The following is a 23,952-nucleotide window of genomic DNA, read 5'->3' on the forward strand; positions in this document are numbered from 1 at the left end:
TGGCGAAGCCACGAGTCTCGAGGGCTGACAGCAGACGCTTCGGGGGCCGAACCCCGCGCGCGCCAGCGCGCCAATAAACACAGCACCTTGGCGGGTGAGGTCACTTCTCTCACCTTGGCGGGTGAGGTCACTTCTCTCACCTTGGCGGGTGAGGTCACTTCTCTCACCTTGGCGGGTGAGGTCACTTCTCCCACCTTGGCGGGCAAAGTCACCTCACTCACCTTCGCGGGCAAGCCTGCTCAAAAGACCTGGGCCGGTTTCGTGATCATGGAAGTGCTAAAACCCCGCAACCCATGGTTGGTGCGCGCACATCGCTCTCCTCCCTCTGGTCGCTGAGTTTTCCGGCTGTGGACCCCAGCGGGAAGCGCTCGGGTCCACCGCTGGTATCCGGCCTGTTATTCCAGGACCAGGACCGCCGAGGCATAGGCCGGGAGCGTGAGGCGCCCATCTTCTATGGTGTGGGCTGTCGGTGCGCCTGTCGGTGCGCCTGTCGGTGTCGACGCATCGACCGAGTACAGCGTCGAGTTTCGGCTGCAGTCACCGACTTCCACGTTCATGGATACGCTTCGTTTGTTCACGAGAATGATGCGGCGCCGCCCGTCGGCGCCGACGACAGCCTGCGCGTGGACGCGAGCGTCCGGGTAGCCGGGCACACCGGTGGTGGTGGGTACGAGACTGTCGCCGGGATGGATACGGTCGACCATGAGCTTCGTGGCGTGATAGCGGGCGTTCGGCTCGCCGGTTTCCCAATCGACCAGCGACACGGCTGGGATCATGCCCGGATAGCCGTTGAACTCGGCGACTCCGAAGAGGTCGATATCGAGTTCGAGGCAGCGCGCCCACAGATAGGTGTGCCAGCTCGCGCTGAGCGCCCAGTACTCGTGCGGGATGACGGGATCCGGGTTCATGATGTCGGAGGGGTAGGTCCCGATCTCGTTGAGGAGCATCTTGGTGCCCGGCGAGAGACGCCGGGCGATAGAGGCGATCAAACGCACCTGTTCGAGGAACCCCTCGCCTTGGGCGAAGAACGTCGTCTCCCACGTGGAAACAGGTGGGTTACCGTCGGGGCCGAACGGGTTGACGATATCGGGCGAGGCGTAGAAGTGGATCGAGAACGCGTCGAGCGGGATGCCCGGCGCGTGATTGGCGGGGTCCAGGAAGTGCCAGAAGTACTCGGGATTGTGGTGGACGTGGCTCAGCGAAAGCCCGATGAATTGCATCTCGGGGTCGAGCGGGCGTAGGCGCTCGACGACCGCGTCGTAGAGGCGGGTGTAGATCTCGGGACTCAGCTGCCGGTTGAGGTCGGGTTCGCAGAGGACTTCCCAATAGGCGAATCGATAGTGGTGGCCCGACTCGTGCCACACACCGTTCTCGTCGTGGAAACCGCCCGCGATGTACCAACTGGCGAGACGGAAGAAGTAGTCGGCGACCTCGGCCAGGGACTCGTCCCGGAATTCGGTGCCGATTTCGTAGCCCCAGTGGATGGTGTCCGGATCGTTGCCGAGCTCGACGTCGTCACCGCCGACGAACATCCAATGCGGGATGGTCGCGAAATTCGCCGTCACGGGGCGCCCTTCGGCGGCATCGACGAAGTCCTCCACGAACGGGTCCAGACTCGTGAAATCCCAGGAGGTCGTCGTCGGTGTGGGCGCCGTGAGGGCAGGTACCGAAACCAGCGGATTCGAGAACCACGGTAGGAAGCGCGCGTAGTCGACACGCAGATCACGCAGCGCGGCGAAGGCGCGGTCATGGCCGGGAGCGCCACGCTCGACGGGTGGTGATGTCCACAGATGCGTCGTCAGGACCGTCCGGACAGGACGACTGTCGCTGGACCAGAGCGGGAGGACAGGGATTGCCGGGGCGTGCACCGGCGGGCTGAGCAGGGAGATGTCGTTCATGGTTCCTTCTCTGGATCGTCCGGATTTGTACATTTGTACGGTACGTACGTGAAGAACATTTGTACAGAACGGATGTGCGGAACATTTGTACAACGGTTTGATAGGGTGCGGAGCATGGGGCAGAAGGAGCAACTGCTGGCAGGAGCGCGTACCTGCATCGTGGAACGTGGCTACGCCAACACCACCGCGCGCGATATCGCGAACGCATCCGGAGCGCATCTCGCCTCGATCGGATACCACTTCGGCACCAAAGATGCCCTGATAAACGCGGCGGTACTCGAAATCATCGAAGAGTGGGGCGAACGCCTGACTCAGGCGGGCTCCCTCGGTGCCGGACCACCCGCGCAGCGTCTGCAACGGTTCATCGAAGGCATCCTCGCCGCCGGCCCCGACGAGCGACGCGTACTCGTCGCCAGCGTGCAGTCCTACGCCCTGTCGGAATTCGTCCCTGAACTGCGCGAACAACTCCGTCAGGTCTATGCCACCGCCCGCCGCGACATCGCCGCGCTCGTTCTCGGCATCGAACGCGACGCCGTAAGCGCCGAACAGGCGGAAATCATCGGTTCCGTCGCGCTCTCCCTCATCAACGGCGCTGTCCTGCAATGGCTGGCCGATCCCACCGACTCGCGCGGCGCGAGCCGAATCGCCGCCGCCGTCTCCGTGCTCGCGTCCCAGCACGCACCATGAAGCCACGCGCCGACGACCCGGCCGGCCCTGGTATGACCGGCGCTCCGGCAGCCGGGATGCGAAGCGCGCTGGTGTGGACCGGTACCCAGGAAGTCGATCCGCGGGAGTGGCGAGACTCAGCTGCGACGGGGCTGCCCGGGCGTGTGCGCGGTAGTGCGCGGCCGGTAGATTCCGGGGCTGTCGGGCGCCCGGATGCGGGTGCGGCGAACAGGTGAGGGAAGAGGTGTTTCGCGCGATGGTACCGGCCGCGTCGATACGGGTCCTGGGACGGATGCTGGTACCGGTGCTGGCGGTGCTGGTGGTCTCCTGCGGTGGGGGCGACGGCGACGAACCGGTGGTGGTGGGGGCGCAGCAGACCGCGGAGTCGCGGGTGCTGGCCGAGATCTACGCGCAGGCATTGGCCCGAACCGGGGTGCCGGCACGGGTCGAACCCGGCCTGGGCGACCGGACTGCGGTGTTCGCGGCATTGGACGCCGGCACGGTGACCGTGGTCGCCGAGCACAATGGCGCGCTGCTGTCCGAATTGAACGCGGGGGCGCAGGCCGCGGATACCGAGAAGGTCACCGAGGAACTGAACGGGTCGCTGCCTCAGGCAACGATCACCTCCGACCCGGCCGACGGCGCCGATTTCGAGCCCCGGGTGCTGGTCACCGACGCCACCGCGCAGCAGCGCGGTATCGACTCGGTGGAGCAGTTGACCGGGCAGTGCCCCACGCTGGTGGCGGGTACCGGGAAGATCCCGGGGTTGCTCGAACTACCGGCGGCGGTGGCCGGGATCCCGGGCTGTGAGTTCGCGTCCACTCAGGCGTTCGAGGATCCCTCCGAGCTCCGGCGGGCGCTGGTGGAGGGCCGGATCCAGGCCGCGGTACTGGGCGGACCCGCCGAATTCCTGCCCGGCGGTACCGACGGTCTGACGGTGCTGTCCGATTCCGATGACGCGATCCGGGCCGAGAATCCCCTGGCGCTGCTGCGCAAAGGGGTGTTGGGTGAGGAGCAGCTGGAAAAGCTGAACTACGTGGCGGGTGAGCTCACCACCGACGAGTTGTGCACGCTGGTGCTGCGCGTCCGCGACGACGGCGGCGATCCCGCCGACCTGGCCCGGACGTGGCTGGACGCGCACGGTCTCTAGCGGCGGCTACGATCGGTCCGGTATGCCCGGAATGTTGGCGTGGCCTGCGGTGTAGTACCCGAGAGTGCGGAGTGACCACGGCATGAGACCGGTCGCGGCTCCCGAGCGACCGAACCGCGGGGAGCCCGGAGTCGCCCGGTGGTGCGGCGGTGGGGCCACACCGTGACAGATCCAGGAACCGGCGCATCCGGCGCCGCTGGGACAGGAATGGAATCTATGCCCACTCAACGTAATCCGTGGCTGGCCTTGGCGGCGCTGGTCGTCGGGTTCTTCATGATCCTGCTCGATGTCACCATCGTGGCGGTCGCCAATCCGGCGATCATGCAGGATCTGCAGGCGGATATCTCCGCGGTCATCTGGGTGACCAGCGCCTACCTGCTCACCTATGCGGTACCGCTGCTGATCACCGGGCGCCTCGGCGACCGTTTCGGGCCGAAGAACATCTATCTGATCGGCCTGACGGTGTTCACCCTGTCCTCGCTGTGGTGCGGACTGTCGGGCGATATCGAAACCCTGATCGCCGCGCGCGCGGTGCAGGGTCTGGGCGCGGCGCTGATGACCCCGCAGACCATGGCGGTCATCACCCGGACCTTCCCGCCCGACGGGCGGGGCGCCGCGATGGGCCTGTGGGGCGCGGTGGCCGGTCTGGCGACCCTGGTCGGGCCGATTCTGGGCGGTGTCCTGGTCGACGGGCTGGGCTGGGAATGGATCTTCATCGTCAATGTGCCGGTCGGTATCGTCGCGTTCGTGCTCGCCGTCTGGCTGGTGCCCGCGCTGCCGACGCATGAGCACAAATTCGACTGGGTGGGCGTCGTGCTGAGCGCGGTTGGCATGTTCCTGCTGGTGTTCGGCATCCAGGAGGGCAACGCCAACGACTGGTCGGCCCGGATCTGGCTGATGATCGCGGCGGGAACCGCGGTATTGGTGGTGTTCGTGGTGACCCAGGCGCGCGGAAAGGGCGAACCGCTGGTGCCGCTGGGCCTGTTCCGCGACCGCAATTTCTCGATGTCCAACCTCGCCATCGCGAGTATGGGGGCCGCGGTCACCGCGGTGATGGTGCCGCTGTACTTCTACCTGCAGGCCGTGCACGGTATGACACCGACCCGCTCCGCGCTGGTCCTGGCGCCGATGGCGATCATCACCGGGTTCGCGGCGCCGGTGGTGGGCAAGATGTACGGGCGGTTCCATCCGCGGCTCTTCCCGACCATCGGATTCTTCCTGTTCGCGGTCTCGGTGGCCTGGTTCGCGCTGGTGATGCGAGATCCGCATGCGAACATCACCTGGCTGGTGGTCGCGGGCGGGGTGGCCGGTCTGTCCAACTCGTTCATCTGGGCGCCGCTGGCGACGACGGCCACCCACAACCTGCCGATCCATCAGGCCGGCGCCGGTGCCGGGGTGTACAACACCACCCGGCAGGTCGGGTCGGTGCTGGGGAGTGCCGCGATCAGCGCGCTGATCGCGGCACGGATGAGCGCCCAGGGGCTGGGCGGTAGCTCGCCCTCGGGTGAGGGGATGGGTATGGGACAGGTGCCCGAGCCCGTCCGGCAGTCGTTCAGCACCGCGTTGAGCCAGTCCACCTTCCTGCCCGCGGCGCTGCTGCTGATCGGTGTGGTCGCTTCGGCGCTGTTCATCCGTAATACGGCGGGTGCCGCACCGTCGGGACCCGCGGAGCCGGAGAAGGCGGGAACGACAACCCGTTAGTGCCCGCGGGCCCGCCGCCACGCGGTGGCGGCCCGCGCCGCCACGGTGGGTCGTCGACGAGAACGGCTCCGGCAGGTACACCTGCCGGAGCCGTTTCGTTGCCGGGTGGATCAGTTGTAGATCTTGTCCACTTCGCCGGCGTACTGCTTCATCACGACGGCGCGCTTGAGCGACATCTTCGGGGTGAGCTCGCCGGTTTCCTGGGTCCAGTCCACGGTCAGGATATTGATCTTCTTGATCTGCTCGGCCTTGGAGACCTTCTTGTTGGTATCCGCGACCGCGGCCTCCACCTCGGCGACCAGCGTCGGATTCGACACCAGATCGGCGACGGCGGTATCGGCGGACACTCCGTTGCGTTCCTTCCAGCCCGGCAGTGCTTCGGGGTCCAGGGTGATCAGCGCGCCGATGAACGGTTTGCCGTCACCGACCACCATCACCTGGCTGATCAGGGGGTGGGCGCGCAGGGAATCCTCGAGCACCGCCGGGGACACGTTCTTACCACCCGCGGTGACCAGGATTTCCTTCTTGCGGCCGGTGATGGTGATGAAACCGTCGGCGTCGATGGTGCCGAGGTCGCCGGTCTTGAACCAGCCGTCCTCGAACGCGTCCCGGGTGGCCTCGTCGTTGCCCCAGTAGCCGCCGAACACCACCGAACCGCGGACCAGCAGTTCCCCGTCCTCGGCGATCTTGGCGGCATGCCCCTCGATCGGCCGGCCGACCGAGCCCACCCGGATATGCCCCGGGGTGTTGACCGAGATGGCGGCGGTGGTCTCGGTGAGGCCGTAGCCCTCGAAGATGGTCAGGCCGATACCGCGGAAGAAATGCCCGAGGCGGGCGCCCAGCGGTCCGCCGCCGGAGACCGCGGCCTGGCAGTTGCCGCCCAGCGCGGCCCGCAGTTTGCCGTAGACCAGCTTGTCGAACAGCGCGTGCTTGGCCTGCAGCACCAGACCCGGCCTACCCTGCTCGAGGGCTTCGCTGTACTGGATCGCGGTGGCCGCGGCGGCGTCGAAGATCTTGCCTTTGCCCTCGTCGTGGGCCTTCTGCTTGGCGCCGTTGAACACCTTCTCGAACACCCGCGGCACCGAGAGTACGAAGTCGGGCCGGTGCTCCCCGAACTGCTGCACCAGCGTGCTCCAGTCCGAGGTGTGCGCGACCGTGGCCTTGGCGTCGAACGCGGCCAGCGCCACCGCGCGGGCGAACACATGCGCCAGCGGCAGGAACATCAGCGTCTTCTTGCCGGGCGCGAGGAAGGACGCCATCGCGATCCGGTCGGAGCGCGATTCGGCGTAGAGGTTGGCGTGGGTGAGCATGACGCCCTTGGGCCGGCCCGTGGTGCCCGAGGTGTAGATCAGGGTGGCCGGAGAGGCGGCGGTGACCTGCGCGCGGCGGTCGTGCACCGCCTGGTCGTCGAGTTCGGCGCCGCGCCCGACGAGGGTGTCGATCGCGCCGGACTCGATCTGCAGGGTTTCCCGCAGCTCCGGCAGATCGGCGGGGTCGATCTCGGAGACGACGCCGCGGTGCTTGTCGTTCTCCACGATCAGCAGCTTGGTGGCCGAATCCTGCAGGATCCACTTGGCCTGCTCGGCGGCGGAGCTGTCGTAGATGGCCACGGTGCAGCCGCCGGCGGCCCAGATGGCGAAGTCGAGCACCGCCCACTCGTAGCGGGTTGCGGCCATGATGGCGACCCGGTCGCCCAGCTCGACTCCGGTCGCGATGAGGCCTTTGGCGACATCGGTGACCGATTTCGCGAACTCGGCCGCGCGGACGTCGCGCCAACCGCCGTTCCCGTCGGGGACGTTGAACACGACGGCGGCGGGGCTTTCCTTCGCGTGCCGGAACACGTTGTCGGAATTGTTCGCGTCCTCGGGGATGGTGTAGGAAGCCGGGGCTTCGAACTCGCGCATCATTGCCTTTCCCTGTTTGCTAACTCGTCGGTAATTTACGCCACCTTCGACCGCGGATGGCGGCGGCCACGGGAAAAGCCCTGGTTCAGTCCCCGTGACGGAGGGATACGAGTTCCGATCCGGCCTTCATCCTAAGTCGCGCAGAGGTAGCTCATCGATGGCTTGCCGCAGGAAAACGGCCATTTCGGTCAGCGCGACGGCGGCCGGGCCGACCAGCGCGGCCTGGAGCTGGGCGACATGCCACAGCCCGCGGGTCTCGGTGAACTCGACGGTGACTCCGGCCGCGCGCAGGGCATCGGTCAGGTCGACACACTGCGGATGCAGCAGTTCGTCCACATCGGCCTGGACGTAGACCGGCGGCAGTCCCTCGAGCACGCCGTGCAGCGGCGCGTATCCGGGATCGTGCGGGTCGCCGTCGCCGAGATAGGCCAGGGCGCACGCCCGCGACCACGGGCCGTTCACCACCAGATCCCGGAGGCGTTCCGGGGCCTGGTTCGGGTCGACCCAGGGCGCGATGAGGCCCAGTGCGGCGGGGGTGTACCCGTGTCGCGCGATCAGCCGCTGCGCCAGTGCCAGCGACAGTCCGCCGCCGGCGGAATCGCCGGAGACCGCGATGCGATCGGGCCGGTAGCCGTGCTCGGTGACCAGCTCGAGGAAGGCGGCCTCGGCATCGTCGAGCGCGGCCGGGAAGGGGTGTTCGGGCGCCAGGCGGTAGTCGATCGAGTACACCGGCAGGCCGGTGGCGGCGGCGAGCCGGCCGCACAGCGATCGGTGGGTGGTCAGTGATCCCACCGCGTAACCGCCGCCGTGCAGATACAGCACGGCGGCGGGCTCGCCGGCGCCGGCGCTCCGGGGCGCGAGCCGCTCCGCCGGCCGCCCGCCCAATTCCATCCGGTTCACGGCGACACCCGGTGGTACCGGTTGCAGCACAGAACCGATATCGATCAGGGCGCGCTGCGCCCGCCAGGGCAGGCGGGCGTGCAGCGATACCCGGTACACCGGGCCGAGAACCGCTCGGATCAGCGGCAACGGCAGCGCGAAATCTCGCATCTCTGATTTCTCCCGGTGCGGATCAGGGCAGGAAACGACGTTCGACGGCCACCGAGAGGCGCTGGTAGCCGGAGGCGGCCGTGCGGACGAACAGGTCCAGCAGTTTCGCCTCCCAGCCGATCAGCACCCGGCCGCGTCCCTTGCGAACACCGTCGACGATGGTCTGCGCGGCCATCTCGGGGCTGTGGATCGCGAGGTATTTGTCGAACATCGAGCTGGCTTCGGCGCCATCGATATCGTCGCTGTAGGTCGCATTGCGGGCGACCGCGGTTTTGATACCGCCGGGATGCACGCAGGTCACCTGGACAGGTGCGCGGTCGACCAGCATTTCCTGGCGTAGCGCCTCGGTGAAACCGCGGACGGCGAACTTGGCCGAGTTGTACGCGGCCTGGCCCGGTACCGCGATCAGTCCGAACAGGCTGGAAATATTGACGACGTGCCCGTCACCGGATTCCAGGATGTAGGGCAGGAACGCCTTGGTCCCGTTCACCACACCCCAGAAATCGACATCCATGATGCGTTCGATGTCTTTGAAGTCGGTTTTGACGATATCGCCGTGGTGTGCGATTCCGGCGTTGTTGTAGATCTGGTGCACCACGCCGAAATGCTGTTTCACCGCGTCGGCGTAGAGCAGAACCGCTTCCCGCTCGGCGACGTTGAGGCGATCGGATTTCACCTCCGCGCCCAGCTCTTCGCAACGGCGCACGGTTTCGGCCAGGCCCTCGGTGTCGATATCGGACAGGGCCAGTTTCGCACCCCGGCGCGCCAGGTTCACGGCCAGCGCGCGGCCGATACCGGAGCCGGCTCCGGTGATGACACAAACCTTGTCGCGGAAATAAGCGTCGGTGCTCACGGTGCAGTCACTACTTTCAGATCGGTACGTTCGGGGGCGTCGGCCGCCGTGGTCGTATCGTAGGCGTCGATGTCGAATTTCCTTGTGATGCGTCGGAATTCGAAGGTGAAGTCCGGCCACAGGGTGGTGTTGTTACCGTGCTTGTCCAGATACCAGCTGGCGCAGCCGCCGGTGCTCCACACGCTCTTCACGAGTTTGCGCTGCAGGTCGCTGTTGTACGCGTCCTGTTCTTCGCGCCGCACCTCCACGGTACGCAGACCCTTGCGTTCGACGGTGGCCAGCGCGTCGGCGATGTAGTTGATCTGCGATTCGATCATGTACACCATCGAGGTGTGGCCGAGCCCGACGTTCGGGCCGAGCAGGAAGAACATATTCGGGTAGTTGGCGATGGCCGATCCCTTGTACCCCTGCTGGCCGATCTCGTCGAATACCTCGGTCAGGCTGCGGCCGTCGCGGCCGAAGATCGTCTGATAGGTGGGGGAGTCGGTGACGTGGAATCCGGTGGCGACCACGATCGCGTCGACCTCACGCTCGGTACCGTCGGCGGTGACGATGGAATTCGCGCGGATCTCGGCGATTCCGTCGGTGACCACATCGACATTGTCGCGGTCCAGCGCCGGGTAGTACTCGTTGGAGATCAGCATGCGTTTGCAGCCGATCCGGAAGTTCGGGGTGACCTTCTTGCGCAGTTCGGGGTCGCGGATCTCGAGCTGTAGTTTCGCCTTGGCCAGCGCCTCGAAGCCCCGCATCAGCGCCGGGAATTTGGCCAGGCCGACGACCTGGGTTTCGCGGGCGGCGTAGATGGCGGCCCGGGACAGTCGCTGGACGCCGGGGATGTGCTTGAACGCCAGGCGCTCAGGCAGGGTGTAGGGGCGGTCCAGTCGGGGGAGTAGCCACGGAGCGGTGCGCTGGTAGACGTCTAGATGGGCGACCTTCCCGGCGATGGCCGGCACGATCTGGATGGCCGAGGCGCCGGTGCCGATAACAGCGACGCGTTTGCCGGTGAGGTCGGAGTCGTGGTTCCAGCGGGCGGAATGGAAGATCTCGCCCTCATAGCTGTTGATGCCCTTGATATCGGGCAGGTTGGGCTCGCACAGCGCGCCCACCGCGGACACCACGGTATCGGCGGTGAAGTTGCCCCGGCTGGTGGTGATCTCCCAGCGAGCGGCCTCGCTGTTCCAGTGGGCGCTGGTGACATCGCAGTCGAACAGGTGCTTATCGCGCACGTTGTACTTATCGGCCACGCCCTGGATATAGGCCTGGATCTCGCTCTGGCGGGAGAACGAGCGCGACCAGCCGGGGTTCAGCGCGAACGAGTACGAGTACAGGTGCGAGGGCACATCGCAGGCCGCGCCGGGGTAGGTGTTGTCGCGCCAGGTGCCCCCCACATCGCTGCCGCGTTCCAGTACGAGGAAATCGTCCCGGCCCTGCTGTGCCAGCCGGATGGCGAGGCCGAGCCCGGCGAAGCCGCTGCCGACGATGATCGTCCGCAGATGGCGGGGCCGGTTCGCGACAGCTTTGTCTGTAACCTTGCGACTCATATATTCAGCGTAAGGTCTTATTGAGCCGGAGTCAACAGTATTGAACGGGAGTCAGTAGGGTGGAAGGGTGAGTACGAGCCCGGGAGAAACCGCGAAACGCATTCGACTGAGCCCGGACGAGCGGAGGACCCAGCTGATCACGCTCGGGGTCAAGATGCTCGGCGAGCGGGCCATCGAGGACATATCGGTTAGCGAAATCGCTGCTCAGGCGGGTATCTCCCGGGGTCTGCTGTTCCACTATTTCCCCACCAAACAGGATTTCCAGCTCGAAGTCGTCCGCCATGCCAACGCGGAACTGCTGGCCCGGGTGAGCCCGGATCCCGGTTTGGGCCTGTTCGAGATGTTGCGCGATTCGGTGGGCCGCTATATCGATTACGTCAGCGAGAACCGCAGGTCCTACCTGGCACTGCTGCGGGGGCCCGCCAGTTCCAGCCCGGATCTGGTCGGGCTCGTGGAACAGACCCGGCGGGCCATCGTCGACATCATCCTCACCCAGGTGCCGCTGACCGAGCCGGAGCGGGAACAGCCGCGCCTGGTGCTCGCCCTCCGGGGCTGGGTCGCTTTCACCGAGGAGACCACGTTGTCGTGGTTGCGCGACGAGACCGTCACCCGCGACGAACTGATCGAATTGCTGGTGGAATCGCTGCTGGCGTTGTCGATGGCGGTGAACCCGGCGCTCGCCGCCGCCCTGCAACCCCCGGACCGACCGCCCTCGCTGTGATCTCTCGGCAGGCGAGTGGCCCCCGGAACACTATCGGGCGGTCAGGCTCGCGCGCATGGCCGCGGCGGTGGCGGCGGGGTCGTAGCCTGCCGGGACGCCGTCGACGAGGATGATGTCACCCGCGATATGCCGGGAACGCAGCGGCGCGATCTCGCGGTAGGCGGGGGAGTCCCACCAGGCCCGCGCCTCGGCGATCCCGGGGAATCCGATCATCACGACATGGCCGGGCCAGCTGCCCTCCTTCACCTCGTGCGGTGTCATATGGACGAGGAAATGTCCGCCGAAGGGGTCGAAGGTGCCGGTGAGGCGTTCGATGTACTCGGCGATCTCCGGGTGCGGGGCGGCCTCCCGGAGGTGGGCGATGGCGTAGGCGGTCATGATGTCCTCCGTCGTGGATTCGGTAGCTCCGATCCTGCCGGGCGGACTGTACGAAAACGATTACCCGTGAGGTAATGCGGTCGCTATCGCAGGGCGGTGGCCGGCGCGGCGATCTGGTCGTAGCCGGAAACAACAGCACACCCGGTCGGCGACATCAGCTGCATCCCAGTGCATTCGTGTGCGCGGCGCTTCGCGATCGTGTATCGCGGATCGCGAGATCGTTGCGCCGATCCGGAGGGAGCCGGGATCCGCGGGACGGCGGTCACCGGCGGGATCAGTCCCGCCCGGGCGGGGCATCGGAGGGTGGTTTGACGACGCCGACGAGCGAACTCGCGTTCGCCGCGTACCCTCCTTCGGGTGCGCGCAGGCGGTCGCTGGAGTTGCCTTCGATGGTGTAGATCTGTCCGGTGGCCGGGTCGACGGATCTCACGATTCCCACATGGTCGGGAGTGCCGTCACCCTGCCAATCGAAAATGATCATGTCACCCCGCTCGGCGTTCGCCACGTTCGCGGCCAACCCCATATGTTTGGCGTCGTTCCAGATGGAGGGTACGTAGTCCGGGTTGGTCCAGTTGACCTTGTAACCGGCTTCTTCCCAGGTCCAGGTGCTGAAAGCCGCACACCAGGCGTCGTTGATGTTGTAGGGGGCACGACGGAGAACCCGGTCCTCGTCGTAGTACACCGCGACATTGTTACCGCCTTGCTCGAAAACACCCCGCGCGAGTTCCCCTTCCGCCAATGTGATGATGTCGTCCCGGGTTCCGTCCCCCTTGGTCCAAGTGGCGTTGCTCGCGGCCGGCACCCACGGCGTCCGGCTTCCGGTATCCGGTGCGGCGCCGTAGGGGTTCTGCGGGAGATCCGGCATCCTGTCGTAGATATCCCCGGCGCCGCGCTGCATGCCCGCGTCGGCCTTCTCGATGATGTCGTGCACCTTGTCCACGGCTTCCAGAATCACGCCGAGCAGCCGGTGCTCCGCGGCGGCGGTGAGGTGCAGGCTGCCGTCGGCCCAGCGGATCGTCGCGTGGTCGCCCCCCAGTACGGCGGCGAGATCGTCCACGACCTTTTTCGCGTCCTGGTAAGCCTGATCCGAGAGGTTGAAAGTCGCGATCGAGGCACCGTCGACGTTGTCGTTGTCCTGCCGGAGCCTCTCGGCCTCTTTCTTGATCGCGTCAGTATTCTTCTGGTAGCCGTCGGCCATCACGCCCGCGCCCGGTTCGACCTTCTGGGCACCGTCCTTCTCGAGCTCTCGTCCCTTTTTGCTGAGCAGTCCATCCCTGCCTGCCAGCCACTCGATCATATCCGGCTGGCCGCCCTGGTATCCGGACGCGAAAAGCACGATCGACCGCTGCATGTACTCCTCCGCCGCATCGATCATGGCGTTGAGGAACCCGCTGGCATGCGCGGGATGCGGAAGCGCGATCTCGATATCGTCGAAGGTGGTCGTCATCTACGCCCTCCACCCGGCGCAGCCCCCGACGCTCGCCTGACCCGGGCACTGAACAGCATTCGCAAACCTCATTCAGTGAGAAACGACGGCACATCTCTGTCTGTGCAGTGCACCAATTGTCCGGTATTCCCACCGTTGAGGTGAGCGGTCCGCACTTGGAAAACGCCGACGCCGGGCGTGATCCCGCAAAGGGACCCACGCCCGGCGCCATGCGGGGTGTGTTCGGTTGTTCTCGGCCGGTCAGTCGGTCGGGGCGAAGGCCTCGTCGATGATCTCCGCCTGTTCCACCGCGTGCACCTTGCTCGAACCCGAGGACGGGGCCGACATGGCGCGGCGCGAGATCCGGCGCAGCGGGCCCAGCCGCTGCGGCAGCAGCTCTGGCAGGTTCAGACCGTAGAACGGCCAGGCACCCTGATTCGCCGGCTCCTCCTGGACCCAGGCGATTTCGGTGGCATTGCTGTAGCGCTCCAGGGCCTCGTTCAACCGGAACTTCGGCATCGGGTAGAGCTGCTCGACCCGGACGATGGCGACATCGTCACGCTTGCGCTTGGCCTTCGCGGCGGCCAGTTCGTAGTAGAGCTTGCCGCTGGTCAGCAGGACGCGCTTGACCGCGGCGCGATCGCCGATGCCCTGTTCGTAGGTGGGCTCGTCGAATACCGACCGGAACTTGGATTCGGTGAAATCCTTCAAATCGCTGACGACTGCCTTGTTACGCAGCATCGACTTCGGGGTGAAGACGATCAGCGGACGGCGGATACCGTCCAGCGCGTGCCGCCGCAGCAGGTGGAAGTAGTTCGCCGGGGTGGACGGCACCGCCACCGTCATCGACCCCTCCGCGCACAGCTGCAGGAAGCGTTCGATACGACCGGACGTGTGGTCCGGGCCCTGGCCTTCGTGGCCGTGCGGGAGCAGCAGCACGACCTCGGACAGCTGGCCCCATTTCGCCTCACCGGAGGAGATGAACTCGTCGATGATCGACTGCGCGCCGTTGACGAAGTCACCGAACTGCGCCTCCCACAGCACCAGTGCGTCCGGGTTGCCCAGCGAATAGCCGTATTCGAAGCCGACGGCGGCGTATTCACTCAGTGCCGAATCGTGCACCGCGAACCAGCCCGGGTTCGCGCTGTTGAGGTTGTGCAGTGGGGTGTACTCGGCCGCGGTCTTGCGGTCGATGATCACCGAATGGCGCTGGGTGAACGTGCCACGGCGGGAATCCTGACCGGTCAGGCGTACCGCGCGACCTTCGTCGATCAGGGTTCCGAAGGCCAGCAACTCGGCGAACGCCCAGTCGACCTTGCCCTCGTAGGCCATTTCGCGGCGCTTCTCCAGCACCGGCTGCACGCGCGGATGCACGCTGAAACCGTCGGGCACGTTCAGGAACGCGTCACCGATCCGCTGCAGCACCGATTTGTCGACCGCGGTGAGCACGGTGGACGGGATCTGCTGATCGTCCTCGACCGATTCGCTGGGGCCCTGCGGATATTTCTCCAGTTCGCGGACCTCGTTGAAGACCCGCTCCAGCTGGCCCTGGTAGTCGCGCAGGGCGTCCTCGGCCTCTTTCAGCGAGATATCGCCGCGGCCGATCAGGCTTTCGGTGTAGCTCTTGCGGACACTGCGCTTGGTGTCGATGACGTCGTACATGTACGGCTGGGTCATCGACGGATCGTCGCCCTCGTTGTGGCCGCGACGGCGGTAGCAGATCAGGTCGATGACCACGTCCTTGCGGAACTGCTGCCGGAAATCGACCGCCAGGCGGGCGACCCAGTCGCAGGCCTCGGGATCGTCGCCGTTGACGTGGAAGATCGGGGCACCGATGAACTTGGCGATATCGGTGGAGTACTCGGTGGAGCGGCTGTTCTCCGGTGCCGTGGTGAAGCCGATCTGGTTGTTCACCACGATATGGATGGTGCCGCCGGTGCGGTAGCCGCGCAGACCCGAGAGGTTCAGCGTTTCGGCGACCACACCCTGCCCGGCGAACGCGGCGTCACCGTGCAGCATCAGCGGCACGACGGAGAAGCCCTCCGGGCCGTCGCCCTTGTCCAGCAGATCCTGTTTGGCGCGGGCCAGACCCTCGAGGACCGGGTCGACCGCTTCCAGATGCGAGGGGTTCGCGGTCAGCGAGACCTCGATCTCGTTGTCGCCGAACATCTGCAGGTAGGTGCCGCGCGCGCCGAGGTGGTACTTCACATCGCCCGAGCCGTGCGTGGCGGCCGGGTTCATGTTGCCCTCGAACTCGGTGAAGATCTTCGAGTAGGGCTTGCCGACGATATTGGCCAGCACATTGAGCCGGCCGCGGTGCGGCATACCGATGATCACCTCGTCCAGCGCGTACTCCGCGCACTGGTCGATCACCGCGTCCATCATCGGGATGACGGATTCGGCGCCTTCCAGCGAGAAGCGCTTCTGGCCGACGTACTTGGTCTGCAGGAAGGTCTCGAACGCCTCGGCCGCGTTCAGCCGGTTCAGGATGTATTTCTGCTGGGCGACCGTCGGTTTGACGTGCTTCTGCTCGACCCGCTCCTGCATCCACTCCAGCTGATCGCCCTCGAGGATATGGGTGTATTCCACACCCACGTGGCGGCAGTAGGAGTCGCGCAGCACCGACAGCACATCGCGCAGCTTCATCCGCTCTTCGCCGTGGAAGCCGCCGACGTTGAACACCCGGTCCAGATCCCACAGGGTGAGCCCGTGCTGGGTGACGTCGAGGTCGGGGTGGCTACGGAACTTGTCCTTGACCAGCCGCAGCGGATCGGTATCGGCCATCAGATGACCGCGGTTGCGATAGGCGGCGATCATCTCCAGCACACGAGTGCTCTTGTCGACGCCGCGTTCTTTGACGTCCTTGCGCCAGCGGATCGGCTCGTAGGGCACGCCGAGACCGTGGAAGATCTCGTCGTAGAACTCGTCCGCGATCAGCAGGGAGTGGATGGTGCGCAGGAAATCGCCGGACTCGGCGCCCTGGATGATGCGGTGATCGTAGGTGGAGGTCAGCGTCATGAGCTTGCCGATGCCGATATCGGCGATCCGCTCGTCGCTCATCCCCTGGAACTCCGCCGGGTATTCCATCGCGCCGGCGCCGATGATCGCGCCCTGGCCCTGCATCAGCCTCGGCACCGAGTGCACGGTGCCGATGGTGCCCGGGTTGGTCAGCGAAATCGTGACGCCGCTGAAATCCTCGGCGGTCAGTTTGCCGTCCCGGGCGCGGCGGACGATGTCCTCATAGGCGGTGTGGAACTGCCCGAAGGTCATATCCTCGCAGCCCTTGATGGCGGCGACCACCAGCGAGCGGTTCCCGTCTTTCCCGGGTAGGTCGATGGCCAGGCCCAGGTTGGTGTGGGCGGGGGTCACCGCGTTCGGCTTCCCGTCGACCTCGGCGAAATGCCGGTTCATATTCGGGAAGGCCTTCACGGCCTGCACGATCGCGTAGCCGAGCAGATGGGTGAAGGAGATCTTGCCGCCCCGGGTGCGGGCGAGATGGTTGTTGATGACCAGCCGGTTGTCGATCATCAGCTTCGCCGGCACCGCACGCACGCTGGTGGCGGTCGGGATGGACAGCGACGCCGACATATTCTTGGCGACCGCCGCCGCGGCACCGCGCAGCACCTTCTTCTCGTCGGCGGCCGGCTGCGGCTTCGGCGCCCCCGAGGTGGGCGCCGCGTTCGAGGTCGGCGCGGGGGTGGTCTGCGGGGCACGCTTCTGCTGCGCGGCCGCCGAGGTCTTGGCTGCCGCGCTCGCGGGCGCGGCCGGCTTCTCGGCGGGGGTGGCGGGCTTCGCCGGGGCGGGCGTGGTGGCCCGGGTCTTGACGGAAGCGGCTTCGGCCGGCGCCGGGGTCGGAGCGGAATTCACCGGTGCCGCGGCCGACGCCGGAGCGGCCTGAGTGTTACCGGAATCACCGGGGGTCTCGGGGGTGTAGTCGGCGAGGAACTCGTGCCAGCTGGCGTCGACCGAGGATGGATCCTGTTTGAACTTCTGATACATCTCGTCGACCAGCCACTGGTTCTGACCGAACTGGGATTTTGAGCTGCTCACAGCAGGTGTTCGCCTCATTTCGTTCTTCGCGCTGCGACGTTTGTGACGTGCCCGGCACCGGGGATCGGTGGGTGGGTACCCGATACGCCCTCTGACGAGGATATGCCCCCGCGCACATCGGCTCCGTCACGGACCTCCGGACTACCCCGACCTCATTGTTGACGACTCGTCCTCGTCCGAGAATATTCCTTCGGTCGCGCCGGCCGCTGTCCAGAGGCGGGCATAGTCGCCGCCGGCCGCCAGCAGCTCGGCGTGGGTGCCCGTTTCCGCGATGCGGCCGCCCGCCACCACCGCGATCCGATCGGCACGCGCCGCGGTGGCCAGTCGGTGTGCCACCACCACGGTAGTCCGGTCCCGCGCGAGGGACCCGGTCGCGGCCAGGACTTTTTCCTCGATATCCGGGTCGAGGGTGGCGGTGGCCTCGTCGAGGAGCAGGACATCGGGTTCGACGAGCTGGGCCCGGGCCAGCGCGATCAGCTGGCGTTGCCCGGCCGACAGCCCCCGGCCGCGTTCGCCGACCGGACGGTGCATGCCGCCGGGCAGTGCCGCGATCACCTCGGCCGCGCCGACCGCTCGAGCGGCCGCGGCGATCTCCGATTCGGTCGCGGATGGTTTCCCGAATGCAATGTTGCTCGCGATATCGCCGGTGAACAAGTGAGCTTCCTGCGGGACCATGCCGAGCCGGGATCGGTACCGCTGCAGCCGGTAGTCGCGGATATCGACGCCGTCCGCGCGGATCACCCCGGAATCGGTATCGGCGAGGTCGTAGAGCCGGGCCAGCAGTTTGACGAGGGTGGACTTTCCGGCCCCGGTCGCGCCGACCAGGGCCAGCGAGGTTCCCGGCGGGATGACCAGATCCACCGCGTCGAGGGCGGGGCGGCCGGCACCGGGATAGCTGAACCGCACGGAGTCGACGGCGAGGTCGCCGCGCAGGCCGGCATCGAGCGACGCGGTAGCGGGCGGGTCGGCCCGGATCGACGACGGGGTGCGCAGCAGATCGCCGATGCGCCGCAGGCCCACGCGTGCCTGCTGATAGCCGTCGAATACCTGGGAAAGCTGCTGGACCGGGCCGAACAGCAGTTCCAGATACAGGACGAAGGCGATCAGGGTGCCGGCGCTGGTCCCGCCACCCGCCACCGCGTGGGCCCCGACCAGGATCACCAAGGCCAGCGCCAGATCCGTCCACGACGCCATGAACGCGAAGTACAGGGCGATGGCGCGCTGGGCCCGCATCCGGCTGCGGCGGTAGCGCGCGGAGTACTCGGCGAAGCGATGTGCGGCGAACCGCTCGTGCCGGTTGGCCTGCACCGCGCGCAGGCCCGCGATGTTCTCCTGGAAGTCGGCGTTCACGGTCGACACCCGTTCCCGGGAGATCGTGTAGGCCGTCGACGCGACCCGCCGGAAGATCACGGTGGCCACGATCAGCGGCGGGAGCACGCCCAAGAGCACCACCAGGGCCAGCCCGGTATCGATCACCAGCAGTGCCACCGCGATACCGGCCAGCGACAACACGCTCACCAGGGCGGTGGACACGCCTGTCTGCAGGAAGGTCGACAGGGCGTCGACGTCGGTGGTCATCCGCGTCATGATCCGGCCGGACAGTTCGCGTTCGTAGTAGTCCAGGCCGAGCCGCTGCAGGTGCGCGTAGCTGCGGATACGCAGTCCGTACAGGACCCGCTCACCGGTCCGGGAGGTGAGCATCGTGGTCGCCGCGGCCACCGCCCAGCCGGCCACCACCAGGCCCGTGCCCAGGAGTGCGGTGACAGTGAGCGCGGACGGATCGCCCCCGCCGACGCCGGCGTCGATCGCGTGCCGGACCAGCGGCGGGAACCCGATCCCGATCAGCGCGTCGAGGGCGAGCAGGGCGATACTGGCGAGAACGAGGGTCCGGACCGGGCTCAGCAGCCGGGCCAGCGTGAAACCCGGATCGGGTTCGCGCAGCCGGTACTGATCCAGCCCCGGTTTCTCGGTGGCGGCCGGCAGGCTGTCGATGCGGCGCCGGAGCTCGGGAGTCTCGCTGAGATCGGCCGCGGCGGCCATCCGGTCGGTGGAATGGACACCCGGGAGGCGGTCCACCACAACCGCCGGTGCGCCCGTGGTGGCCGTCTCCGGCTCCGGCAGGCGGATCACCCGGTCGGCGTGGGCCAGCGTGGATTCGCGGTGGGCCAGGATGATCGTGGTCCGGGCGCCCTGATCGGGCAGGGCGCCGAAGATGGCCGCCTCGGTGACGGCGTCCACCGCCGAGGTCGCGTCGTCGAGCACCAGGATGCGCGGTCGCGCGAGCAGGGTGCGGGCCAGCGCGATGCGCTGGCGTTGTCCACCGGAGAGGGTGAGTCCCCGTTCGCCGACCACGGTGTCGTAGCCGTCGGGGAGTTCTTCGATGAACTCGTCGGCGGCGGCCTGCCGCGCGGCCGCGCGGATCTCGGCGTCGGTGGCGTCGGGGCGGCCCAGGGCGATATTGGCGGCGACACTGGAACTGAAGAGGAACGGGTCGTCGAACACCACACCGACCGCCGCGCGCAACTGCGTGGCGGCGATATCGGCGATATCCACCGACTCCCCGTCGCCGCCGAGCAGACGGATACGCCCGGAATCCGGCGCGTAGAACCGGGGCAGCAGCAGCGACAGCGTCGTCTTACCGGAGCCGGCCGGGCCGATCACGGCGACCGTCTCGCCGGGGCGGATCCGCAGGTCGAGATCGCGCAATACCGGCTCGGCGCGATCGAAGCCGAAGGTCACCGCGTCGAGTTCGATACCGAGCGGGCCGTCGGGCACCGGCACCGGATGCGGCGGATCGGCGACGGCGGGACCCGCATCGATCACCTGATACACGCGTTCGGCGGCGGCCCGGGTGAGCTGGGCCAGGATGATGACCGAGGCCATGGTGCGCGCGGTGGTGGTCATGGTGGTGACATAGGCGCTGAAGGCGAGGAACGTGCCCAGGCCGATACTGCCCTGCAGGGCCAGCCAGCCGCCGAGCGCGATCACCACCACCAGACCGGCCTGCGGTATCGCGGCCAGGGTGGCGGAGAAGCGGGCGTTGATACGGGCCGCGCGCATCCGTTCGGCGAACAGACGGCGGCCGTGCCCTTCCAGCACGTCCACCATCCGCGCTTCCTGGCCGAACCCCTTCACGACCCGGACGCCGGTCACCGTCTCCTCGACGTGCTGGGCGAGTTCGGCGGCGCGCTGCTGGGCCGACCAGGTCGCGGCGTGCAGGCGGGGCCGGATCCGGTACACCACCACGATCACCAGCGGAACCATCAGCAGTGCCACCCCGGCCAGCAGCGGCGACAACCACAGCATCACCGCGGCGGCGAGTACGAACTGCAGAAACGACATCCCCGACAGCGGCGCCATCGCCAGCAGCGATTGCACCAGCTGCAGATCGGTGATGGACCGCGACACCACCTGGCCGGTGCGCAGAGCGTCCTGACCGGCCCCGTCGAGGCGCTGGAGCGAGCCCAGCAGTTGCAGCCGCAGCCCGTGCTGCACATCGAGGGAGAGTTTGCCCGCCAGCATCCGCCGCCCGAACGACGAGGCGAACCGCCCCACCGCGAGCAGCGCCAGCAGCCCCGCGACGATCCCGATCACCCGGGTGGCGCCGGAGGTCGCCGAATCCACCGCCCATTTGGTGAGCAGCGGCGCCACCACCTCGGCGCCGGCGCCGGCCACCAGCGCCAGCCCGATACCGGCCAGGGTGCCGCGATATTGCCGGCACTCCGACCACAGTCTGCGTATCCACCCCGTCGGTGCGTCGCCGTCCATGCGCCCCCTCAGCTGCCTGTCTGCCATCGACCATAACGACGCCTGCCGACAGGGTCTTGTTCCCGGTGGGGGCCGGGAGGGCGATGGCGTGGCGCGGGGGTCCTAGAGTTCGGCCTGCCGCAGCGACCACCAACCGGCCGCGCCGATCCCCACCGACCACAGCAGCAGCACCACGATCGCCACGGGTGCGGGGGCCAGCAGATCGCTGTCGGGAAAGGACCCGGCCAGCAGGACGCTCAGCGTCGCCGATCCGGGCAGCAGCGTGACCACACCCGGTATTCCGATACCGGCGGTCACCACCCACAGCAGCGGTTCGGCCAGCAGCAGCCAGCCCACCACCACGCCGATCGCGAGGGCCGGCGTCCGCAGCAGCAACCCGGCGCCGGTACCGATCACGGCCCAGCACACCGCGGCCACCAGCCCGCCGCCGAGCACCGCGAACAGGGTGCCGGTGAACTCGAACTTGCCCCCGCCGAACAGCAGCAGGCAGCCCACCGCGACGATCTCCACGGCCAGCGCGGCCGCCAGTGCGGCCACGGCGGTGACCAGGAACTTCGCCCCGGCCAGCCGATCCCGGTCAGGGGTGAACAGGACGCTGATCACCAGCGAATCGTGCTCGTGCTCGCCCGCCGCGCCCGCGGCGCCGAACGCCGCGGCCGCCAGGACCACCGCGCCCAGCGCCAGATACAGCCCGATGGTCGCGGTACCCGTCACCGGATCGGCCTGCGGGTCACGCGGGCCCGCCAGCAGGGCGGTGATCGAAACCGCCACGATCGCGACCGCCACCACCAGCCCGGCCAGCACCCGCGAATAGCGCAGACCGGCCGCTTTGCGGTACTCGGAGAGCACGGGCGGAATCAGCTCCGCGGGCACCACATCGATCATCGGGACACTCCGTACGGCAGAGGAGCGGGCGACTGCACCGTCGGCGGAATATGGGTCAGCGAGGCGAGCACCCGATCCGGATGGATCCGGTCGGCGGCGATATTGTCCAGCCGGACCTGCGCGGCCCGGGCGGCGCTCACGATATCGTCCTCGGTCGCCTCCGCGACGGCCAGTTGATCGTCGGGGCGGATCACCGCATCGGTGAAACCGCGGGCCGCCAGCGCGGTCGCCACGGCGATCGACGAAGACGAGGCGACCACCAGACGATCGGGATTCCGCCGCCGCAAGCGGGCCGGACTGCCCTCGAACACCACCGACCCGCCGCTCAGTACCACCAGATGATCGGCGATCGGCAGTGCCGTGACCAAGCTCTGCGCGGTGAACAACACGGTCCCGCCGCGCCGGGTGTGGCTACGCAGGAAACCCTGCAACCAGGACAGCTCGCCCAGATGCATACCGGCGGCGGGATCGTCCAGGACGAGAACGCGTGGATTTCCCAGCAGCGCGGTCGCCAGCGCCGCCCGGGACTCCTCGCCGGAAGTCAGATCGTCGGGCACGGCGCGGGCCCGCTCGGTGAGCCCCGTCGCCTCCAGCACCGCCGTCACCCTGCTGTCCGGGTAACCCCCGGCGGCGGCGTACACCCGCAGATGGTCACGCACGGTACGGCGGGGATGCAGCCCCCGAGGTGTGAGCACCGCGCCCAGCGCGGAACTGCCGCGCCCGCCGGCCAAGGTCACCGACCCCGCGGTCGGCGGCAGCAACCCCAGCAGGATCCGGGCCACCGTCGACTTCCCCGAACCGGGCGGGCCCACCAGCGCGGCGCAGGTGCCATACCCGATATCGAAGGAAATGTCCTGAGCCCCGATCTCGAAATCCGGATAGCGCTTCGTCAGCCCCCGGACCGAGATCGCGGGGCCGGCGGGCGGCGTCACCGGGAACCGGCCGGTGGCTGCCGGTGCTCGTCGGACAGCGGCGCGCCTTCGAACTGCGGTCGTTCGGCCGGACCGCTGTGCGGCGGAACGGAATCGCCCGGCGGCAGGGCCGGCTTCTCCGGCGCGGGCGCGAGTTCCGCGTCCACGACCATCCCGTCGGTGAAGTACGCCGGCGACGGACCGAAAGCCTTACGGGCGTTGTTGATCGTGGCCTTTCCGAGCGCCCGGTTACCCACGCCGCCGATCACCGCCCCGATTCCGGCCGGCACGATCTTGCCCGCCATCAGCGCGGCACGTTTGGTGAGAAAACGGACGATGAACCGCTTCACCAGCGAATCGTTCATCCCGGACAACCCCGGGATCTTGTTCGCGAAAACGGTCCCCCAATTCTTGGCGGAGGTCCCGACGCTCTTCTGCACGATCTCCATACCGCTGTCACCGAGCACCACCGCCAGCACCAGGGCCCGGCGCTGCTCGACATCCTCCGGCCGCACCCCGTGCACGGACGCGACCGCGAGGGTGAACACGGCCGACGCCTCCATGAAGAAGGTGGTTTCCGCGCTCACCGCGGCCAAAGCGGCGAGGGTGCCGACGCCGGGAACGGCGGCCGACGCGCCCACCGCACTACCACTACCGGTCACGGCCAGCAGATACTGGCGCTCCAGCCGCGCCACGATCTGGGCGGGCGACTCCTCCGGGTGGGCCCGGCGCAACCGCGCGACATACTTGGCGACGGCGGGTGCTTGTAACCGGGAACCGTGGTCGAGTGCCTCGATCACGGCCTTTTCCAATGCCCCGTTGCGCACGGCGTCATCCTCCTTTTGGCCTCTCCGAGCACTGTAGGGCACGGGGGCCGTACGTTCTTTCTACCGACAACGGACTACCCGCATCTTCGGTTCCGAAGCTGTGTTTATTGGCGCGCTGGCGCGCGCGGGGTTCGGCCCCTTCAGCGTCTGCTGTCAGCCCTCGAGACTCGTGGCTTCGCCACATCGCTTCGAGGGCTGACAGCAGACGCGGGCCGAACCCTTT

At 67.5% G+C, this 23,952-nt stretch carries 17 protein-coding genes; 5 read left to right on the forward strand and 12 right to left on the reverse strand.

All coding sequences use genetic code 11. From position 1 onward, the window contains the following. The coding region (locus AB0F41_RS28705; protein ID WP_357429189.1) for a hypothetical protein at positions 1-336 on the forward strand (336 nt) is incomplete at its 5' end. 59 nt (positions 337-395) lie between these two features. Here the strand turns inward: AB0F41_RS28705 and AB0F41_RS28710 are convergent. After that, positions 396-1,898 (reverse strand): hypothetical protein, encoded by a 1,503-nt coding sequence (locus AB0F41_RS28710; protein ID WP_357429191.1) that lies wholly within the window; start codon positions 1,896-1,898, stop codon positions 396-398. 114 nt (positions 1,899-2,012) lie between these two features. Here AB0F41_RS28710 and AB0F41_RS28715 point away from each other — a divergent pair, with 114 nt between their 5' ends. The 3 genes from AB0F41_RS28715 to AB0F41_RS28725 all read left to right on the forward strand — a co-directional run bounded on the left by AB0F41_RS28715 (position 2,013) and on the right by AB0F41_RS28725 (position 5,415). Next, on the forward strand, positions 2,013-2,585 hold the full coding sequence (locus tag AB0F41_RS28715) for a TetR/AcrR family transcriptional regulator (protein ID WP_357429192.1): 573 nt from the start codon (positions 2,013-2,015) through the stop codon (positions 2,583-2,585). Positions 2,586-2,820: 235 nt separating this feature from the next. Beyond that, complete coding sequence (locus tag AB0F41_RS28720) at positions 2,821-3,714, forward strand: glycine betaine ABC transporter substrate-binding protein (RefSeq protein WP_357429194.1); 894 nt, start codon at positions 2,821-2,823, stop codon at positions 3,712-3,714. Positions 3,715-3,930: 216 nt separating this feature from the next. After that, on the forward strand, positions 3,931-5,415 hold the full coding sequence (locus AB0F41_RS28725) for a DHA2 family efflux MFS transporter permease subunit (protein ID WP_357429196.1): 1,485 nt from the start codon (positions 3,931-3,933) through the stop codon (positions 5,413-5,415). Positions 5,416-5,525: 110 nt separating this feature from the next. Here AB0F41_RS28725 and AB0F41_RS28730 read toward each other — a convergent pair whose 3' ends face one another. The 4 genes from AB0F41_RS28730 to AB0F41_RS28745 all read right to left on the reverse strand — a co-directional run bounded on the left by AB0F41_RS28730 (position 5,526) and on the right by AB0F41_RS28745 (position 10,763). Then, positions 5,526-7,319 carry a long-chain fatty acid--CoA ligase gene (locus AB0F41_RS28730; protein WP_357429198.1) on the reverse strand — a complete coding sequence of 598 codons (1,794 nt, stop codon included), beginning with the start codon at positions 7,317-7,319 and terminating at the stop codon, positions 5,526-5,528. Between the two features lie 126 nt (positions 7,320-7,445). Continuing rightward, a complete protein-coding gene (locus tag AB0F41_RS28735; protein WP_357429199.1) occupies positions 7,446-8,369 on the reverse strand; it encodes an alpha/beta hydrolase in 924 nt (307 codons plus the stop codon). Between the two features lie 22 nt (positions 8,370-8,391). Beyond that, the gene (locus tag AB0F41_RS28740) at positions 8,392-9,222 is read right to left on the reverse strand and encodes an SDR family NAD(P)-dependent oxidoreductase (protein WP_357429202.1); all 831 of its coding nucleotides are present in this window, start codon (positions 9,220-9,222) and stop codon (positions 8,392-8,394) included. Beyond that, complete coding sequence (locus AB0F41_RS28745; protein WP_357429204.1) at positions 9,219-10,763, reverse strand: NAD(P)/FAD-dependent oxidoreductase; 1,545 nt, start codon at positions 10,761-10,763, stop codon at positions 9,219-9,221. Before AB0F41_RS28745 ends, AB0F41_RS28740 begins: the two co-directional genes overlap by 4 nt. A gap of 67 nt (positions 10,764-10,830) precedes the next feature. On the opposite strand from AB0F41_RS28745, the gene AB0F41_RS28750 reads away from it, so the two are divergent. Beyond that, complete coding sequence (locus AB0F41_RS28750) at positions 10,831-11,484, forward strand: TetR/AcrR family transcriptional regulator (RefSeq protein ID WP_357429206.1); 654 nt, start codon at positions 10,831-10,833, stop codon at positions 11,482-11,484. 30 nt (positions 11,485-11,514) lie between these two features. On the opposite strand, the gene AB0F41_RS28755 is transcribed toward AB0F41_RS28750, so the two are convergent. The 7 genes from AB0F41_RS28755 to AB0F41_RS28785 form a co-directional block, all read right to left on the reverse strand. Next, positions 11,515-11,862 (reverse strand): DUF1330 domain-containing protein, encoded by a 348-nt coding sequence (locus AB0F41_RS28755; protein ID WP_357429208.1) that lies wholly within the window; start codon positions 11,860-11,862, stop codon positions 11,515-11,517. 274 nt (positions 11,863-12,136) lie between these two features. After that, entirely contained in the window at positions 12,137-13,309 is a 1,173-nt protein-coding gene (locus AB0F41_RS28760) for a CHAP domain-containing protein (RefSeq protein WP_357429210.1), read from the reverse strand. A gap of 240 nt (positions 13,310-13,549) precedes the next feature. Next, a complete protein-coding gene (locus AB0F41_RS28765) occupies positions 13,550-17,356 on the reverse strand; it encodes a multifunctional oxoglutarate decarboxylase/oxoglutarate dehydrogenase thiamine pyrophosphate-binding subunit/dihydrolipoyllysine-residue succinyltransferase subunit (RefSeq protein ID WP_357429212.1) in 3,807 nt (1,268 codons plus the stop codon). 123 nt (positions 17,357-17,479) lie between these two features. Beyond that, entirely contained in the window at positions 17,480-21,106 is a 3,627-nt protein-coding gene (locus AB0F41_RS28770) for an ABC transporter ATP-binding protein (protein ID WP_357429214.1), read from the reverse strand. Positions 21,107-21,208: 102 nt separating this feature from the next. Continuing rightward, entirely contained in the window at positions 21,209-21,991 is a 783-nt protein-coding gene (locus AB0F41_RS28775) for an ABC transporter permease (RefSeq protein WP_357429216.1), read from the reverse strand. Continuing rightward, on the reverse strand, positions 21,988-22,923 hold the full coding sequence (locus AB0F41_RS28780; RefSeq protein ID WP_357429218.1) for an ABC transporter ATP-binding protein: 936 nt from the start codon (positions 22,921-22,923) through the stop codon (positions 21,988-21,990). Before AB0F41_RS28780 ends, AB0F41_RS28775 begins: the two co-directional genes overlap by 4 nt. Next, positions 22,920-23,729: a hypothetical protein gene (locus AB0F41_RS28785; RefSeq protein ID WP_357429220.1), complete on the reverse strand. Its 810-nt coding sequence runs from the start codon at positions 23,727-23,729 to the stop codon at positions 22,920-22,922. Before AB0F41_RS28785 ends, AB0F41_RS28780 begins: the two co-directional genes overlap by 4 nt. Positions 23,730-23,952 lie beyond the last annotated feature (223 nt).

Origin of the sequence: Nocardia sp. NPDC024068, from assembly GCF_040638875.1 — a bacterium.
Taxonomy (GTDB): Bacteria; Actinomycetota; Actinomycetes; order Mycobacteriales; family Mycobacteriaceae; genus Nocardia.

Bases quoted from the DNA above. Each gene is read 5' to 3' on its own strand.
- AB0F41_RS28715 (WP_357429192.1), top strand. From the start codon at position 2,013: ATGGGGCAGAAGGAGCAACTGCTGGCAGGAGCGCGTACCTGCATCGTG.
- AB0F41_RS28720 (WP_357429194.1), top strand. From the start codon at position 2,821: ATGGTACCGGCCGCGTCGATACGGGTCCTGGGACGGATGCTGGTACCG.
- AB0F41_RS28710 (WP_357429191.1), bottom strand. From the start codon at position 1,898: ATGAACGACATCTCCCTGCTCAGCCCGCCGGTGCACGCCCCGGCAATC.
- AB0F41_RS28765 (WP_357429212.1), bottom strand. From the start codon at position 17,356: ATGAGGCGAACACCTGCTGTGAGCAGCTCAAAATCCCAGTTCGGTCAG.
- AB0F41_RS28755 (WP_357429208.1), bottom strand. From the start codon at position 11,862: ATGACCGCCTACGCCATCGCCCACCTCCGGGAGGCCGCCCCGCACCCG.
- AB0F41_RS28760 (WP_357429210.1), bottom strand. From the start codon at position 13,309: ATGACGACCACCTTCGACGATATCGAGATCGCGCTTCCGCATCCCGCG.
- AB0F41_RS28730 (WP_357429198.1), bottom strand. From the start codon at position 7,319: ATGCGCGAGTTCGAAGCCCCGGCTTCCTACACCATCCCCGAGGACGCG.
- AB0F41_RS28745 (WP_357429204.1), bottom strand. From the start codon at position 10,763: ATGAGTCGCAAGGTTACAGACAAAGCTGTCGCGAACCGGCCCCGCCAT.
- AB0F41_RS28775 (WP_357429216.1), bottom strand. From the start codon at position 21,991: ATGATCGATGTGGTGCCCGCGGAGCTGATTCCGCCCGTGCTCTCCGAG.
- AB0F41_RS28735 (WP_357429199.1), bottom strand. From the start codon at position 8,369: ATGCGAGATTTCGCGCTGCCGTTGCCGCTGATCCGAGCGGTTCTCGGC.
- AB0F41_RS28725 (WP_357429196.1), top strand. From the start codon at position 3,931: ATGCCCACTCAACGTAATCCGTGGCTGGCCTTGGCGGCGCTGGTCGTC.
- AB0F41_RS28770 (WP_357429214.1), bottom strand. From the start codon at position 21,106: ATGGACGGCGACGCACCGACGGGGTGGATACGCAGACTGTGGTCGGAG.